Here is a 16,645-nt window from a genome sequence, read left to right on the forward strand (position 1 = left end):
CGTATCTTTCCAATCTGGATAGAAAGCCGTGTCCGTCACCCGCAACAACAATCCGGTCGTTCGACGCACGCTGTCACTCTTTGTCGGGTGGCTGTTGTTGGTCAACGCCTTGATGTTCGGGTTCATGCATGCACCGGTTGCCTTGGCATCAGTGCCAAGCGGCACGGAAGCATCCGAGATGGTCTATGTTCCGCTGATCATTTGTACGGCCAACGGGATCAAAACCATTTCGGTCCCGGCCGACATGGTCAAAAATGGCGGCACATCCCCCCACAGCTCAGACGCCTATGAAGGGTTCCAATGTGCCAGTTGTGGCCTTGGCAACCATGTGGTTGGTTTGCCGGTTGAACCGGAATTGCCCGTTTTGCATCGGTTGAAGCTATCCAATCAGGTCACAGCCCTTCACATCACCGCACGGCTGCATGACTTCTGCCCGATTGCAGCCTCACCGCGCGCACCGCCTGCTGCCATCTGATCTTGTTTTGGCTCCATTGGGCTGCTGACGCCACAGATGCGTCCGAATGCCGCGAAACGTGATCAGAACCCATCCTTTTTGCCCATCCAAACGGGCACCTATCCCGGATGCCTTTCCGGGTCCACAGACTGGTGTCGATACGCGACCCCGCATTTGCCGCGTATCTTTATTTTGCCAATGGGGGAAAACCCATGAACAAAGAAGACGCCCTAACCGTTCTGGAAAAACTTGCTGAACCTTCTGCCCTGAACCTGCCCGCTGATGCCAGCATCGGTCATCATGCCGATGATCAGTCCTATGTCTATTTGCTGGCAACCGGTCTGGCACTTCGGTGTAAATATACCGAAGACGGCGAAAGACAGGTCTGCCGGGTCTATCGACCGGGGGATTTGATTGGTCTGGAAATGCTTGCTGTGACCGATCCGTCGCTTGTCATCGAAACCATTTCGCCGTCCATAATCAAACGTATCCCGATCAGCCGGGTACGCACCGCCCAAAAAACCGATCAACAGATACAGGCCGCCGTCATGTCGCTTCTGGCAAGCGAAGTGATGGATGCCCAGCAGTTGAAGATCAGTTTTGGCACCGGATCGGCCATGCGCCGCATTTGCCGGTTCCTGCTATGGGCATCGCACAAGGATCAGGTGGCACTTCCCAACCGGGAAAAGCTTGGCAATATCATCGCGACAACCACCGAAACGGCCAGTCGCATGATCGCCAATCTGCGGCGCGACGGGGCCATTTCAAAAAACCCGGTCATGCCCGCGATCATGCAGATCAACCGGGCAAAACTGTGCAAAGGGGCCGGTGATGCCCAACAGCAGACAGCCGCTTAGGATCACTTACGGATCGCGAACAAACCAAAGGCGCACGGGACAAATCCGGTGCGCCTTTTATAATTTTACCCAATGCCCGAAACAGCACGGCCTAATGCGGGCCCATCCCCTGATCAAGCGGGAAATGCGTTGGCGTGACCTTGTTCGATTTCAGAAGGCTTTCCATATCGCCTGCTGAAATTGGCTTGCTGAAATAGAAACCCTGAACTTCATCGACCCCTTCGGATGCAATATGTTCAAGCTGGGTTTCGGTTTCGATCCCTTCGACATTGACCGCCATGCCAAACGATCTGGCAAGGAAGACAACTGCGCGAACAATCGCGGCATTGCCGTCGGAACTATCAATATCAATGATAAAAGATCGGTCGATCTTGATCTTATCAACCGGGAACCGTTTCAGATACGCAAGCGACGAATAGCCCGTTCCGAAATCGTCTATCGCAATCCGGATACCCTGATTTCGCAAGATGCCAAGTGTAATGGCCGCTTCGCGCGGGTTATCCATCACCGCACCTTCGGTCACTTCAAACTGCAATTGGCGCGGATTAAGCCCGGATCGGGACAGAACTTCGCCAACACTTTCAATCAGGTCTTCATGCCGGGCAAGTTCAAGCGGCGATAAATTGACCGAAATCGTCAGATCACCATATCCGTCATCATACCACGCACGGGTTTGATCACAGGCCCGGTTCAGCACCCATTTCCCGATATCGGCAATGATCCCCATCCGTTCGGCAACCGGGATAAAATCAACCGGGCTTACCAAACCGCGTGACGGACTGAACCAACGCACCAAAGCTTCCATCCCGATGATGCGATGCCCGCCCATATCAATGATCGGCTGATAGAACAGTTCAAGTTCGTCATTTTCAATCGCGTGGCTCAGGTCGCGTTCCATCGCCTTACGTTCCTGAACTTCGACCTGAAGCTTGGGTTCAAAGAAGTGATAACGATTGCGGCCTTCGGCCTTGGAGCAATAAAGCGCAAGGTCGGCATTACGCAAAAGGTCTTTTTCATCGCGCCCGTCCTGGGGATACATGCATATCCCGACCGAGGTCGATGCCTGAACTTCGTTGCCTTCAAGCATGAAGCGTTCGGAAACGCGTTCTATCAGGCGCTGCGCGACAAAGGTGACTTCTTCGATCGATCCGGGTTCATGGATCAGAACGGCAAATTCATCCCCGCCCAAACGCGCCACGACATCTTCATTGCGCAGACACACCCGCATGCGTTCACCCACCCCCTGTAAGAGTAGGTCACCAATCGGATGGCCAAGCGTATCGTTAATGTCCTTGAAGTTATCAAGATCAAACATCATCAGAACGAAGTTGCGTTTTTCACGTTTGCTGCGCTCGACCGCAGCGCCAAGGCGTTCCTGAAACAGGGTCCGGTTGGGAAGGCCGGTCAATCCATCATGATGGGCAAGGAACTGAATGCGGGCTTCGCTACGTTTGCGATCGGTAATATCCGTGATCGATCCTTCGATCAGGTGCGGGCTACCATGCTCATCGCGCACCAATCGGGCATTTTCCTCGACCCAGATGATCTTGCCATCGGTTCGGCGCAGTTCGGTTTCATACCCTTGAATCAAACCGTCGCGCAGCAAACGCCCTGTCAGGCGCAACCGGCTTACCGGGTTTAAATAATGGTTTTGAAGTTCTTCTTTCTGGGCCATCAATTCATCAACTGAATCATACCCCAAAATTGAAACGAATGCCGGGTTGGCCGACAGAACCTGACCCAGCGGTAAACTTTGATAAAGTCCCTCGGCAGAATTTTCAAAAATGCCACGGAATTTTTCTTCGGCATAGCGAAGCGCGCGTTCCACCGAAAGCTTTTCGGTCACGTCCTGTCCGATGCAGATCACACCGGCAATGTCACCATCTTCGCCGAAATGCGCCCGCGCATTCCACTGCAAAAGCCGGACCTCGCCATCGCGGCGTTTGAATGAAAAGACTTCGTCCTTGATGATTTCGCCCGACATCAATCGGCGTACCGCCATGCGGACCCGCGCCCGATCGCTTTCAATCAACAGGAAATCAAAGAAGTTCTGACCGGCAGCTTCCATCCAGGAATAGCCAAACGTCCATTCACATTCGCGGTTATATTCTAAAATGCGGCCATCGGAATCAAGGAACATAATCACGCTGCCTGCGGTCTGCACCAGTGCGCGGTAGCGTTCCTGACGACGGCGCAAATCATATTCCGCCTGCCGGTTTTTGGTGATGTCGGTAATGGTTACGCTGTACCCAAGCAGCCCGCCACCTTCGCCGCGAATTTCCGTTGCGTTGAACCGCACCCAGATTTGACTGCCGTCGGAGCGGCGCATTTCAATATCGCGGGCATGGATGCCTTTCCCGGATGCCAAATCGCGGCGCAATTGCAGCCGGTCACTGTCTTGGGCATAAAAGGTTTCCGGACGGCGCAAATAAGCCTGAATGACGCTGCGCACAGAATCATAGCTGAACAATGCGGCCGTCTCGTCATTGACACTGGTAATCGTGCCTTCGGCATTCAGGTCGATAATCCCGTGAACCGCATGTTCAAGTGCCCGGCGATAGCTTTCCTCGCGCGTGCGTTCCTGACCGAAAAACACGATATAGTCAGCGCCAAAAAGCGGCATGCATTGCCACTGAAAGAACCGCTGACCGTAATGGACTGTGCGCGAATTTTCGGCCTCGAACTGCGGGCCATCTTCATTGATAAGATCGCGCTGATCACTGGGATGGGCCAGAGCAAGCGGTGTTGACAACCCCATTTCCAGCACGACCTGTTCGGCAGCACTGTTGGCGCATCGCAATTCGCCGTTGCGTTCAAAGATCAAAACAGGCTGCGGGGAAATCAGACTACCGATACCTGATGAGATATCATTATCCATCACCACCAGACGGATATAATCCTGCCCGCCAAGGGATAGTTTCCAACCAAACAGAACGCGTTCGATACCGTCAATGTCGCAGGTCCGGCTATGATAACCGCCCGCCTCAAGAATTTCGTTGGAAAGTTCGGCAAGCAGTTCTGACAGACGGCCCAACCCATCGGTTTCATACCAATGTGATTCATCAAGAACCGGTTCGAACCATGGGGTCCATACCGAATTGACAAGCAGACGCTTCCCGACAGGGTCATAGACTCCTGAAGGCATGCGTAAATGGCTGATCAACGCTGTCAGTGTCCCGACAGAATTGATTGCGTTGATGTCTCCCATAACCGCTTTGATCGTCATTATCGTTATCGCTGCGCGACCATAACTGCTACCCCATACCGTGCAAAGGCAAATCTTGCCTTACAATGTCAAGCACCCACTTTATTTCCGCTATTGTTTTGTAACGGCTTCATTTTTCTATTCGCCCCCTATATGCGCATCTTTTGATGCGCATATCACCCCATATCATCGGTGCAAACAGAATGAGCGCCATTTCACTACGCAATCATTAAAATCCCGAAAATTTAATCGCTTAACTGTTGCCCACGGATTGTTATCGGCTTACCCTTTAGCTGTCCAATGGTTGTCACAGCATGTCGTTGGGAACGTCAAAGGTCGAGATAGACTGCGTTTCTGGCAACTTTTTCGGGAAGGATCAACCAACGTGATTTCGCATCAAGATGCCTTGATCTACACAATGGTTATGGTTTCGGCTGCCGATAATGACATTACCGATGCCGAACTTTCCGCAATGGGTCGCCGGGTGCGTTACCTTCCGATCTTTGCCGGTTTTGACAATGACGGTGTCACCAGTGTCGCCCGTGATTGTGCCAGTTTGCTGGGTGAAGAAGACGGTATGGACCGCGCCTTAGGCCTGATTCGCGATGCGCTGCCGCGTAAATTACGCGAGACGGCTTATGTCTTTGCCTGCGAGATTGTTCTGTCAGACAGTGAAATCAGTCAGGAAGAACTCCGTATTCTTGAACTCCTGCGCCACCGGCTTGATATTGACCGCCTTGTTGGCGCGGCCATCGAACGGGCCATGGCTGCACGCTATGTTCGGCCCGGCGATTTTTAATTCCGGGTTCCGGGAATGTGCCTTTCCAAACGGCAAGGCCGTTCACCTAACCCGTTTGGCCAACGTGCCAAAAGACGGCAAATTTAGATAAACTCTGAACCCAAGCATCAGGAAATAGCAAAGCCATCTGATCAAATTCGTGTCTCACAAAGCGCATTTCGGAATTCCATTCCTTGAAATCGCAGCTTTCCTTGACGCAACAATGTGATATGGCCTAGCCGACATTTCTTGCCACACCTGTACCGATCCGGGCACAGGGTGGTTCTGTATCGACCAACCTGATATTGCCCACCGCCAAAAAGGGACTACAGCCATGACCGCTCTTGCCGGGGAAAAAATCGCCTTTATCGGACTTGGACTGATGGGGCGCCCAATGGCGCTGAACCTTGAGAAGGCCGGTGCAGTCCTGACCGTAAACACCCGTAATCCCGAAACGCTGAACGCCTTTGAAGACCTTGGCATCGCAACGGCGGGCACCCCTGCCGATGCTGTGGCCGATGCCGATATTGTCATCATCTGCGTTGCCAATACCGTCGCGCTTGAGAACGTTCTTCTGGGCGAAGACGGCATCATTGACGGCATGGAAGAAGACACCATCGTCATCGACATGGGCACAACAGCCGTTGACGCCACACGCCGTTTCGCCGATGTGGTCGAAGAAGCTGGCGGCACGTGGATTGATGCCCCGGTATCAGGTGGCACCCATGGTGCGGAAAGCGGCACACTTTCGATCATGGTCGGTGCGGATGAAGACGATTTCAACCGCGTTCGTCGCGTGTTTGAAGTTCTGGGATCGCGCGTCACCCATGTTGGTGATGTCAGCTCCGGTCAGATTGCCAAGGCCGCCAACCAAATGATCGTTGGCATCACAATCGGTGCGGTTGCCGAAGCCTTTTCCATGGCCGATGAAGCCGGTGTTGATCTTTCAAAGCTGCGGTCTGCCCTGACAGGTGGCTTTGCCGATTCTGCAATCTTGCAAAAACACGGCGAACGCATGATCGAACGCAACTTTGAACCGGGCGGCAAGGTCGTCACCCAGCGCAAGGATCTTTTCCAGGCCCTTGAGTTTTCCGAAGGCGAACTGGGCGTTGAACTGCCGTTCTCGCGCCTTGCGATGGAACTTTATGACGAAGTGATTGGCATGGGCGATGGCGATCTTGACCATTCAGCTTTGATCAAAGTCTATGAAGAAGATTGATCCACAAAAGATTGAACTTGTTTCTGTCCTGACCTGCCCGGAATGCGGTCATCAGGAAAGTGAAACCATGCCAACAGATGCCTGCCAGTATTTCTATGACTGCAAGGGATGCGGTGCTGTGCTACGTCCGCTTGCCGGTGACTGTTGTGTATTTTGCTCATACGGCACAGTGCCCTGCCCACCCGTGCAGATCGACGGCAAGAATGCCGGGTGTTGTGGCACCTAACCCGGCTTGTGACTGCCGAACCGATATAGATAAAGCCGGTCTGATCCGGATGTCATCGGCACTTCCCCAAATGCCTGCCAGCCGGGAATGGCAAAGGCCCGCGAAATCACAATCGCCCCTTTGTCCATACGGACGGATAAAACATCACCGACATCCCCCATCACCCGTGGATCGAGAAAACATACAACAACCTCGCCCGGATCACGGTCGATCTTGCGAAAATCGCCACGGATCAGCTCAAGATTAGGAAAGGCCGCCACAACCGCCCGCATCCGGCTGATGGCAAATGGAATGGGCGATAGTTCAATCCCCGTGACGCGCACATCCGGCCGTGCCCGTGCAATCGCAATCGCAAGATCCCCCCACCCTGATCCAAAGTCGGTCACACTCTTTGTGTCGGACGGGATATAGGCAATGATTTCATCACATGCGGCACGCAATGTCGGCATCGGAACGGATCGCAACCTGATGGCGTAAACCGCAATCAGTGCCAGAATAATCATCACGAAAACAAGTGCGGATAAATCGGTCATAGGCCTGCAATCTGTGTTAAGTTCCGCCAAAGACAGTCGTGCCACAGCGTGGTATGTGCTGCAACATACATTGATCCCCACTTCCAGAAGATACCAGCATGAGCCAGCAAGATACGGAAAACCGCGTTACCGAGCTTGAAACAAAGATCGCACACATGGAAACCGTGGTGAACGACCTGTCCGATATGATCAAATCCCAATGGGATCGCATTGATGTTCTTGAACGCCGCAATAAATTAATGTCGGAAGATGTTAAACGGATGGGCGATTATATGCGTACATCACCAGAAGACGATGCACCACCGCCACATTATTGATCCCTTGGTTCATCCGTCTGACGACCGCTAGGCCGCCATAATCAAGCGAGACTGATGTGACCAATCTGTATCTGGATATCCCTGTATTTGACGACTTCGCCGATGTTCTCGACGCGTCGATTTACCATGAACTTCCAGATGACTGGTGGGTCGGCACATCCGATATTGTCGGCTCAACCAAGGCGGTTGCCGCGGGCCGGTTCAAGGATGTCAATATGGTTGGCGCATCGGTCATATGCGCGGTCAGCAACGCCCTTGGTCATTCAGATTATCCGTTCATGTTTGGTGGCGACGGGGCAAGCTTTGCCTGCCCGCCCGATCACATTGATGCCGTGCGCGATGCCATGGCGGCGACCGCCATATGGGCAGTCGAAACACTCCAGCTTGATCTGCGCGTTGGCCTGACCCGGATTTCTGAAATTTGCGCAAGCGGGCGCAGTGTGCGCGTTGCCCGCTATGCCGTTTCCCATCCGGTGTCCTATGCCATGTTTAATGGCCGTGGCATGCGCTGGGCCGAAGATCAAATGCGTGCAGGCCATAACGTCATTCCCCCGGCTGCCCCCGGAACGCGCCCTGACCTGACCGGGCTTTCGTGCCGTTGGTCGCCGATCAAGGCCGAAGGAACCGATCAGATTCTGTCGATCATTGTTCAGCCCGATGAAGACCGTGACAAATTTAACGCCGTGGTATCGGGCCTGTTTGAAATCCTTGATGACAGCCCGCGCAAAAGCAGCCCCGTTCCGGAAGACGGCCTGGACTTTGCCTTTCCGCCACCGGGATTGAAACTTGAAGCCCGGGCGACCCAACATAAAGAAGGCGGCTATTTCAAAGCGTGGTTCAAGGCATTTTACATTGCCTTTATCGCCTTGATTTTGATCAAAACCGGCTGGAAACTTGGCGAATTTGATCCAAAACGCTATCGCGACTATACCGGCTATAATACCGATTTTCGCAAATTCGGCGATGGCCTGTGGATGACGGTGAATTGCACCGCCGCCCGCGGGGCCAAGATTGATGAATATCTGAAAGCTGCCGAGGAACGTGGCGACATTCATTTTGGCACCCATCATCAACGCACCGCGATCATGACCTGCATCGTGCCATCCATCACCAATGATGCCCATTTCCATTTCCTTGATGGTGGCGAAGGTGGCTATACCGCAGCTTCATCCGTCTATAAGGCCAAAATGGCCCGCACACAGGTAGCGTCCTGAACGCCTCATACCGTCAATGTCCAAAATGCATCAATGCAGAACCCTTGATAGATTTCTTGCATGATGGGTAGATATGCTGAAAACTGCCCGGATCCTTGACTGATCAGGACAGCGTTGATCATGGACACCCGCGAACTCGAAGCCTTGATTGCCGTTTCTGATGCGCAATCCTTTCATGGCGCGGCTACCCGGCTTGGCTTGACCCAACCGGCTGTTACACGGCGGATACAGCGGCTTGAAGAACGCATTGGCGCATCGCTTTTTGATCGCTCCACCAAACCTTTGCACCCCACCCCGGCTGGCCACCGCGCGCTCAGCGAGGCCCGTGATCTTTTGCGCCGTCTGGACGGGTTTAGCGATTCAATTTCCGGCAAAACCACCCGACATGGTCCGTTTCGTCTGGGCCTTAGCCACGGGGCCGCACCGCTTATGGCGGCATCCGAATTGCGTGAACTCCATCAGACTTTTCCCGATATGTCCCTTACGATCAAAAGCGGCTGGTCAAGCGAGCTGCTGCCACTTTTACGGCGTGGCGAAATTGATGCCATGCTCTCGCTTGATGGACCGAACGGTATTGTTGGCGGGGTTCAAAGCCGTGATCTTCCGGCCAGTCTGCTGCCGGAAACACTGCTTGATGATCATATCGTTGCCATTGGCCCGACATCAGCACGCGATCATCCATCCACGATTGCCGAACTGGCCAAACACCCGATGATCCTGATGCCGGAAGGCTGCGCCTTTCGCGCCCTTGGCAATGCCTGGGCGCGCAAAAATGGCGTGGAATTCAAATCCGTGCTTGAAGTATCCGCCCTTGAATTGCAGATCGAAATGGTCGCCGCAGGGGCCGGATATGGCATCATGGCGCGGCGGTTCTGCATGCACAGTCCGGCACGTGATCGCATCCGCATTCTTGATATTCCCGGCATGAATTGGGGCATGGCGATCACGCTGATCCGCCGGGCATCCAGTGGCGACCTTAATGTCATCATTGATAAGGTTGGCGAGATTGTCATTCAGGCCGGGGCAATATCAAATATCGATGATGCGCAAAGATTATCAGCTTCATAATCCGAATGAATTGGACGCATAAGCCAACAGCGTTCAAAATCGCCGCCAAATACATATTCGCCCCACGGAGACAATTCTATGCGCCCCACCGAAAATGCCGGTAGTTCACCCGGCACATCTGCTGCTGTCAGCCCGACACGTCTGACACTTGCGCGTGCGACCAAATGGTTCCCATGGCTGGTTTTGCTGTGTGGCTGTCTGGTTTTATCGCTTAATCTTGGTGTGCGTCAGTCGCTTGGCCTGTTCATTCCCGATATGCTGAATGATACGGGATGGAGTGCCACGACCTTTGGTCTGGCCTTTGCCATTCAAAACCTGATGTGGGGGATTTCAGCCCCGATTGCCGGTGCCATTGCCGACCGGTTTGGCACGACCCGCACCCTGATTGGGGGGGGCCTTGTTTATGCGCTTGGTCTTTATCTGATGGGGACGTCCGCTTCACCCGGCGAACTTCATCTGACCGCAGGTTTCCTGGTCGGAACCGGTGTGGGCATTACAAGTTTCCCTGTTGTTCTTGCCGCCATCAGCCGCGTTTTCACGGCTGAAAAACGAAGCCTCGCTCTTGGTTTGGCGTCCGCTGGTGGTTCTGTCGGCCAGTTGGTCATGGCGCCAACCACGCAGGCGCTTAACAGCTCCTTTGGCTACGTCGCCGCCCTTGTGATTCTGGCAGGCATTTCAATGCTGATCATTCCGGCGGCCTTTGCGCTCACCGGCAAGGCAGAAGGCAACAGCCCGACGGCAACACCGGATTTGGGACCGCAAGGCCTGATCGCCGCCTTCCACGAGGCCCGCAAGCATCGCGGCTTTGCCCTTTTGAATGCCGGGTTCTTTGTCTGCGGTTTTCATATCGCCGTGATCGCAACCCACCTGCCGACCTTTACCGAGCTTTGCGGCCTGCCGCGTTCTGTCGCGGCGGAGGGACTGGCATTGATTGGCCTGTTTAACATCATTGGTACGCTGACGGCGGGTTGGGCCGGTGGCAAATGGCGCAAGAAATATGGCCTGTCGTTCATTTACGGCATGCGCGCCGTGGTCATTGTCATCTTTATCTTTGCGCCCAAAACATCGGAAACCATCTTGCTGTTTTCGGCATCAATGGGCGCACTTTGGCTATCGACTGTCCCGCTGACCAGCGGATTGATCGCACAAGTCTTCGGCCCGCGTTACATGGCAACGCTTTTTGGCATTGTGATGTTTTCCCATCAGATCGGTGCGTTCTTTGGCGCATGGATGGGCGGTCTTGTCTATGATCTGACCGGCAATTTCGATGCGGTCTGGTGGGCGTCTGTCGCCCTTGGCGTCTTTGCCGCACTGGTTCATTTGCCGATTGATGACAGGGAACTGCGCGGGGCGGCCAAGCCCGCCTGACCCCCGACATAAAACCCATCTCAAAAAAACCGCGGCAAACCAGTCTTGTCGCGGTTTTTATTTGTCCGGCGGTGCACAGGATACGCAAAACACGTCACAACTTGCCGTGCCTTTGCCTCATCTAAAATGCAAAATTTTGATCGTTTCCACGGATGAATGTCGGGTTGGTCTGTTGTCAGACTGATCACGACAAGGCATTGTGGCTATTGATTTTTCTGTTTTTTTCTTACGCTAAAAGGACCGCATGATGTCTACAACTGTGCCGCCGCGTGCATCTGCTTTGTCGCACTATCCTGATGTCAGTGTCCGGGCCAGCGCCAAGGAAATCCAGTCCCTTGATGTCCATTGCAAGAAATTCATATCCCTGTCGCCATTTTGTATTCTTTCGACAGCAACATCGGATGCAGCCCCAGATTTAACCCCACGGGGTGGTTTGCCAGGATTTGTCTTCATCGAAGATGACAACACGCTAATGATCCCGGATCGTCCGGGGAATAACCGGCTGGATAATCTTGGTAATCTGGCAAAAAATCCCAATGTCGCCCTGCTTTTTATGATCCCCGGGGTCAATGAAACCTTACGTGTGCGCGGCACGGGATCGATCATGACCGATGCTGATCTGTGTGCAAAATTCACGGAAAACAACGCGGCTCCCCGTTCGGTTCTTAAAATCACGGTGACCTGTGCTTTTCTTCATTGTGCCAAGGCATTTATGCGCTCCAACCTCTGGTCCCCGGATGCGATCATTGACCGCGCAGAATTGCCATCGATGGGAAAGATGCTGAAAGATCAGATGCAATCAGACGCCCCGCATGAAACCCAGTCCGAAATGGAAGCCCGGTATCTTCAAAGCTTGTGATCTGTTTTCAGGGTCATAACGCCACCAGAACCTTGCGCGGACTTTCCCCCGATTACGTCTTTGCGAAGATCGTGAATTGGGCTAAAACGCAGGCCATGGACAAACCGATTTACATCACCCCCGAAGGCCTTGATGCCCTCCGCGCCGAACTCGACCACCTTTGGAAAAAGGACCGGCCCGAAGTCGTTGCCGTTGTCCATTGGGCCGCAGGCAATGGCGATCGTTCGGAAAATGGTGATTACATCTATGGCAAAAAACGCCTGCGTGAAATCGACCGGCGCGTTCGATACCTCCGCAAACGGATTGAAGACGCAGTTGTTGTCCGCCCGGAAGAACAGCCTGATCATTCCCGTATCTTTTTCGGTGCGACGGTCAAATACATCAACGCCCGCGACGAAGAAAAAACCATCCGCATCGTTGGCGAAGACGAAGCCGATAGCCTGAATGGTTTCATCAGCTGGGTATCACCGGTTGCCCGCGCATTGATGAAATCGGGTGTCGGCGATGTTGTCACTTTCCGCACCCCGGCGGGCGAGGATGAGCTGGAAGTTTTGGAAATCAGTTATCCGAAGAAATCTGCTGCAATTTGATTAAGACATTGATTTCCTGTACGTTTGATCATCAATCAAGCAGGGGATCAGATACCGATGGCTTCGGAAAATCCGCTTTTGAAACGTGCCTATGCCCTCAACGGCGATCAAAACCAAATCCGCGCGGTTTACGCGAACTGGGCTAAAACCTATGAGGCAGATACCCTGATCGGCATGGGATATGTCGCCCCGGCAATTGCGGCTGAGACCATGGCGCAAGAAATCGGCCAAAACGATGTGATCCTTGATGCAGGCTGCGGCACCGGATTGGTTGGAAAAGAACTAAGATCCCTATCTGATGCCGTGATCGACGGCATTGATCTTAGTCCTGATATGCTCGATCAAGCTCGCAAGAAAGATGTCTATCGCACGCTTAACAAAGCCGACCTGACAGCATCCCTTGATATCGGGGATGCCCGTTATGACGGTGTGATCAGTGTTGGCGTTTTCACAAGCGGTCATGTCGGGCCAACGGCAATGAACGAACTGATCCGTGTGATTAAGCCCGGAGCACCTGCCATCATCACAGTCCATGAACAAGTCTGGCATAAGGACGGTTACCGGGATCATCTTGATCAGATGGAAAAAGATGATCTGGCAAAAATCTGCACCATTCGTGAAACCCCGTACCATCAAAATGAAGGCTATCACTGCAAACTTTGCATTCTGCAAGCAGCTTGATCTAACGCCTTTTGTCTTTAGACGACAGTGCCAAACAATTTACCGATCATTGCGGTTAAAACCATCGCAAGCGCCCCCCAGAATGTCACACGAAGGGACGCCCGCAACATATCTGCACCACCGGCCTTGGCCCCAAATGCGCCAAGGATCGCAAGGGCGATCAGGGCGGCCACTGACACCGCAGGAATGATCAGGTTGTCCGGGGCCAATAACACCATGATCAGTGGCAGGAACGCACCAAGAGAAAAAGTCGCCGCCGATGTAAAGGCCGCCTGTATCGGGCGTGCGACCATAACCTCTGAAATGCCAAGCTCGTCGCGGGCATGGGCCCCCAATGCATCGCGCTCCATTAACTGGGCAGCAACCTCGTCGGCAAGAACAGGTTCCAGTCCCCTGTCGCGATAAATCTCCGCCAATTCGGCACGCTCCCCTATCGGGTCTTCGGCCTGTTCTCGTTTCTCGGCGGCCAAATCGGCTTTTTCGGTATCAGATTGTGAACTGACCGAAACATATTCACCCGCAGCCATCGACATCGCACCGGCAACAAGCCCGGCAATTCCGGCCAACAGGATATCATCACGCCCGACACTTGCCGCCGTCACACCAACCAAAAGACTGGCGGTTGATACAATCCCGTCATTGGCTCCCATGATTGCGGCCCGCAACCAACCAACCCGGTTCACATGGTGTTTAACCTTGCGATGATGCTCCATGCCGCCTCCCCTCTTAAGTTTACATCTCATAAGATATATGGACTCACATCCGGCTTTTAACCCGGCGCGTTGGTTCGGCCTGCAAGGGATCATCGGGCCAGTAATGTTTGGGATAGCGTCCCTTCATTTCGGATTTCACCTGTGCATATGATCCGTTCCAGAACCCGATAAGATCGCTGGTGATCTGGATCGGGCGTTGGCCGGGCGACAATAAATGCAAAGTCACGGCGACCTTTCCGCCGGCAATTTTGGGCGTCTCGGTCGCGCCAAACATTTCCTGCATCCGCACCGGCAAAGCTGGATTTTCACCGCTATAATCAATGCGGATATTTGATCCGGTGGGTACCTGCAAATGGGTCGGTGCCAGTCGATCGAGTTCCTGTCGCTGGTTCCAATCAATCCCAGACAAAAGTGCCTCGGACAGGTTAATCTGTTTAAGCTGTGTGCGCTTGGTCATCCCGGTCAAATACGGTGCTAACCAGTTTTCAAGCGATGTCAACAACCCGGCATCAGAAACATCGGGCCATGGATCGCCAATTACACGATGCAAGAAACCAAGCCGTTCGCGAAGCCCATCAGATGCCTTATCCCAGCCCAGACAATGAAGCCCCGATTTGCGAATGCCTTCGATCATTGCTGACGCAATTGCATCGGGATCGGCTTCGTCATGGGTGGCTTTTTCATCTAACACCAACGCAGCAATTTTGCGCTGCCAACGTGCCTGCACCGCATTTGATTGGCTGTCCCAGAAAACTTCGGTGCCTTCGGTAATCTGGGTGGCAAAATGGGTTTCAAGCGTTGCACGCGCCAAGGGGGCGGCGAGATAAATCTTGGCTTCACGCGCCTGCCCATCCAATTCGGCCACCGCGATATAGGGCTCGGACGCCAAACCATCATGATTAGGCAAAACACCGCCGCGTCCACCCGATAGGCGATAACGGGCATCTTGTCCTTTGCGTCGCTCGCCAATCCGGTCGGGATAGGCAAAGGCCAGAAGCAACCCCACTTCATCGGCGCGATCAACTTTGCGATCAACGCCCGCCGATGATCCAAGCTGGCTTTGTTTCATCACCATGGACAAACGCCGGGCAAGCTGTTTGGCGGCTTCATTGATCATTTTCGGCGCTTGACCCTTCCCGATTGCCTCTATCCGCAACCGTAAATCAGCCCCCCGCCCGCGCATAAAATCGCGATCCGACAGTAAGGCCGCCAAGGCACACGCCACCGGGTCCAGTCCAAGTTGCGCCCCACGCACCATCATATGCGCCAAGCGCGGATGGACCGGCAACCCCGCCATTGCCGTTCCCATGGCGGTGATGCGGTTTTCAGTATCAATCGCCTCAAGCCCGCGTAAAACATCACGTGCCTGATCAATTTTGGCGGTATCGGGGACATCAAGCCACGGAAGCGACTTCGGATCGCTTACCCCCCACCGGGCAAGTTCAAGGGTCAGCGGGGCCAAATCAGCCTCGCTTATTTCCGGTGCGGTAAAGGCCGGGCGGGCACGGTGTTCGTTTTCCGCCCATAGGCGATAACACACACCCGGCTCCAACCGCCCGGCACGGCCACGGCGCTGTTCGGCGCTGGCTTGGGATGATTTCACGGTTATCAACCGGGTCATGCCCGATGCCGGATCGAACCTTGGCAAACGTTGCAAACCGCAATCAACCACCACCCGAATACCATCGATGGTTAATGAGGTTTCGGCAATCGCGGTTGCCAAAACCACCTTGCGTTTGCCATCCGGTGCCGGTTGGATCGCAACATCCTGTGCGCGGGCATCCATCGCGCCATAAAGCGGGGCGATAATCACATCCCGCGTGACCGATTGTTTTAATGCCCCTTCGACACGGGTGATTTCGCCCTGCCCCGGCAGGAACGCCAAGATCGATCCACTTTGATCGTGAAGGGCGGTTTTGATTGCGGCTGTCATTTCAGCATCGATGCGGATATTGCCCCAATTATCGGGTTTCGGAACGATATATGTCGTCTCAACCGGATAAGCCCGCCCGTCACTTGTGATGACCGGGCAATCACCCATCAGGGCCGCAATCGGATCGCCATCAAGGGTGGCGGACATGACCAGAATGCGCAAATCATCGCGAAGCGCGCCTTGGGTTTCAAGGGCAAGCGCCAAGCCAAGATCAGCATCAAGCGATCGTTCGTGAAATTCATCAAAGATCACTGCGCCAATGCCGGCAAGTTCCGGGTCATCCTGGATCATGCGGACCAAAATGCCCTCGGTCACGACCTCGATCCGGGTTTTGGCCGATACCTTGGCGTCAAACCGCACGCGATAACCAACCCGATCCCCGACCGCCTCGCCCAAAATCTGGGCCATGCGCCGTGCGGCAGCCCGTGCCGCCAATCGACGCGGTTCAAGCATAATGATCTTCTGATCCCCCCGCCATGCCGCGTCCAACAAGGCCAAGGGCACCTTGGTCGTCTTCCCCGCGCCCGGTGGGGCTTGCAAAACCGCATTGGTCCCCGTTTCCAGCGCAGAACAGAGTTCTGGCAAGACGGCATCAATCGGAAGAAACGGGAAATTGCGAACCATTTGATA

16 protein-coding genes are annotated in these 16,645 nt (G+C 54.0%); 12 read left to right on the forward strand and 4 right to left on the reverse strand.

Features of this window, described 5'->3' with window-relative positions; all coding sequences use genetic code 11:
- The first annotated feature begins 28 nt into the window (after positions 1–28).
- Positions 29–475: a DUF2946 family protein gene (locus ACQ0MK_RS11760; protein WP_430472756.1), complete on the forward strand. Its 447-nt coding sequence runs from the start codon at positions 29–31 to the stop codon at positions 473–475.
- A gap of 191 nt (positions 476–666) precedes the next feature.
- Complete coding sequence (locus ACQ0MK_RS11765; protein WP_430472757.1) at positions 667–1,311, forward strand: Crp/Fnr family transcriptional regulator; 645 nt, start codon at positions 667–669, stop codon at positions 1,309–1,311.
- Positions 1,312–1,402: 91 nt separating this feature from the next.
- Here ACQ0MK_RS11765 and ACQ0MK_RS11770 read toward each other — a convergent pair whose 3' ends face one another.
- Positions 1,403–4,537, reverse strand: coding sequence for a sensor domain-containing protein (locus ACQ0MK_RS11770; protein WP_430472758.1), 3,135 nt, complete (start codon positions 4,535–4,537; stop codon positions 1,403–1,405).
- A gap of 364 nt (positions 4,538–4,901) precedes the next feature.
- On the opposite strand from ACQ0MK_RS11770, the gene ACQ0MK_RS11775 reads away from it, so the two are divergent.
- From ACQ0MK_RS11775 to ACQ0MK_RS11785, 3 genes are all read left to right on the forward strand, one after another.
- Positions 4,902–5,315 carry a tellurite resistance TerB family protein gene (locus tag ACQ0MK_RS11775; protein WP_430472759.1) on the forward strand — a complete coding sequence of 138 codons (414 nt, stop codon included), beginning with the start codon at positions 4,902–4,904 and terminating at the stop codon, positions 5,313–5,315.
- A gap of 283 nt (positions 5,316–5,598) precedes the next feature.
- Complete coding sequence (locus ACQ0MK_RS11780) at positions 5,599–6,513, forward strand: NAD(P)-dependent oxidoreductase (protein WP_430476025.1); 915 nt, start codon at positions 5,599–5,601, stop codon at positions 6,511–6,513.
- Positions 6,500–6,739, forward strand: a complete 240-nt coding sequence (locus tag ACQ0MK_RS11785) for a GDCCVxC domain-containing (seleno)protein (RefSeq protein WP_430472760.1) — start codon at positions 6,500–6,502, stop codon at positions 6,737–6,739. Before ACQ0MK_RS11780 ends, ACQ0MK_RS11785 begins: the two co-directional genes overlap by 14 nt.
- Here ACQ0MK_RS11785 and ACQ0MK_RS11790 read toward each other — a convergent pair.
- Positions 6,736–7,272: a class I SAM-dependent methyltransferase gene (locus ACQ0MK_RS11790; RefSeq protein WP_430472761.1), complete on the reverse strand. Its 537-nt coding sequence runs from the start codon at positions 7,270–7,272 to the stop codon at positions 6,736–6,738. The two genes, ACQ0MK_RS11785 and ACQ0MK_RS11790, sit on opposite strands and share 4 nt — an antisense overlap.
- A gap of 98 nt (positions 7,273–7,370) precedes the next feature.
- On the opposite strand from ACQ0MK_RS11790, the gene ACQ0MK_RS11795 reads away from it, so the two are divergent.
- The 7 genes from ACQ0MK_RS11795 (at position 7,371) to ACQ0MK_RS11825 (ending at position 13,369) form a co-directional block, all read left to right on the forward strand.
- Entirely contained in the window at positions 7,371–7,589 is a 219-nt protein-coding gene (locus tag ACQ0MK_RS11795; RefSeq protein ID WP_430472762.1) for a SlyX family protein, read from the forward strand.
- A gap of 56 nt (positions 7,590–7,645) precedes the next feature.
- Positions 7,646–8,803 carry a DUF3095 domain-containing protein gene (locus tag ACQ0MK_RS11800; protein WP_430472763.1) on the forward strand — a complete coding sequence of 386 codons (1,158 nt, stop codon included), beginning with the start codon at positions 7,646–7,648 and terminating at the stop codon, positions 8,801–8,803.
- A gap of 120 nt (positions 8,804–8,923) precedes the next feature.
- Positions 8,924–9,871, forward strand: a complete 948-nt coding sequence (locus ACQ0MK_RS11805; protein ID WP_430472764.1) for a LysR family transcriptional regulator — start codon at positions 8,924–8,926, stop codon at positions 9,869–9,871.
- A 78-nt stretch (positions 9,872–9,949) separates the two neighbouring features.
- Positions 9,950–11,239 carry an MFS transporter gene (locus ACQ0MK_RS11810; protein ID WP_430472765.1) on the forward strand — a complete coding sequence of 430 codons (1,290 nt, stop codon included), beginning with the start codon at positions 9,950–9,952 and terminating at the stop codon, positions 11,237–11,239.
- 244 nt (positions 11,240–11,483) lie between these two features.
- A complete protein-coding gene (locus tag ACQ0MK_RS11815; RefSeq protein WP_430472766.1) occupies positions 11,484–12,098 on the forward strand; it encodes a pyridoxamine 5'-phosphate oxidase family protein in 615 nt (204 codons plus the stop codon).
- Positions 12,099–12,193: 95 nt separating this feature from the next.
- Positions 12,194–12,688 (forward strand): transcription elongation factor GreB, encoded by a 495-nt coding sequence (gene greB, locus ACQ0MK_RS11820; RefSeq protein WP_430472767.1) that lies wholly within the window; start codon positions 12,194–12,196, stop codon positions 12,686–12,688.
- Between the two features lie 57 nt (positions 12,689–12,745).
- A complete protein-coding gene (locus tag ACQ0MK_RS11825) occupies positions 12,746–13,369 on the forward strand; it encodes a class I SAM-dependent DNA methyltransferase (protein WP_430472768.1) in 624 nt (207 codons plus the stop codon).
- Between the two features lie 17 nt (positions 13,370–13,386).
- Here ACQ0MK_RS11825 and ACQ0MK_RS11830 read toward each other — a convergent pair whose 3' ends face one another.
- Together ACQ0MK_RS11830 and hrpB are read right to left on the reverse strand one after the other, a co-directional pair.
- On the reverse strand, positions 13,387–14,082 hold the full coding sequence (locus ACQ0MK_RS11830) for a VIT1/CCC1 transporter family protein (protein ID WP_430472769.1): 696 nt from the start codon (positions 14,080–14,082) through the stop codon (positions 13,387–13,389).
- Positions 14,083–14,125: 43 nt separating this feature from the next.
- Positions 14,126–16,639: an ATP-dependent helicase HrpB gene (gene hrpB, locus ACQ0MK_RS11835; protein WP_430472770.1), complete on the reverse strand. Its 2,514-nt coding sequence runs from the start codon at positions 16,637–16,639 to the stop codon at positions 14,126–14,128.
- Between the last annotated feature and the right edge of the window lie 6 nt (positions 16,640–16,645).

The organism is Thalassospira lucentensis, from assembly GCF_050516545.1.
In the GTDB taxonomy this organism is placed as follows: domain Bacteria; phylum Pseudomonadota; class Alphaproteobacteria; order Rhodospirillales; family Thalassospiraceae; genus Thalassospira; species Thalassospira lucentensis_C.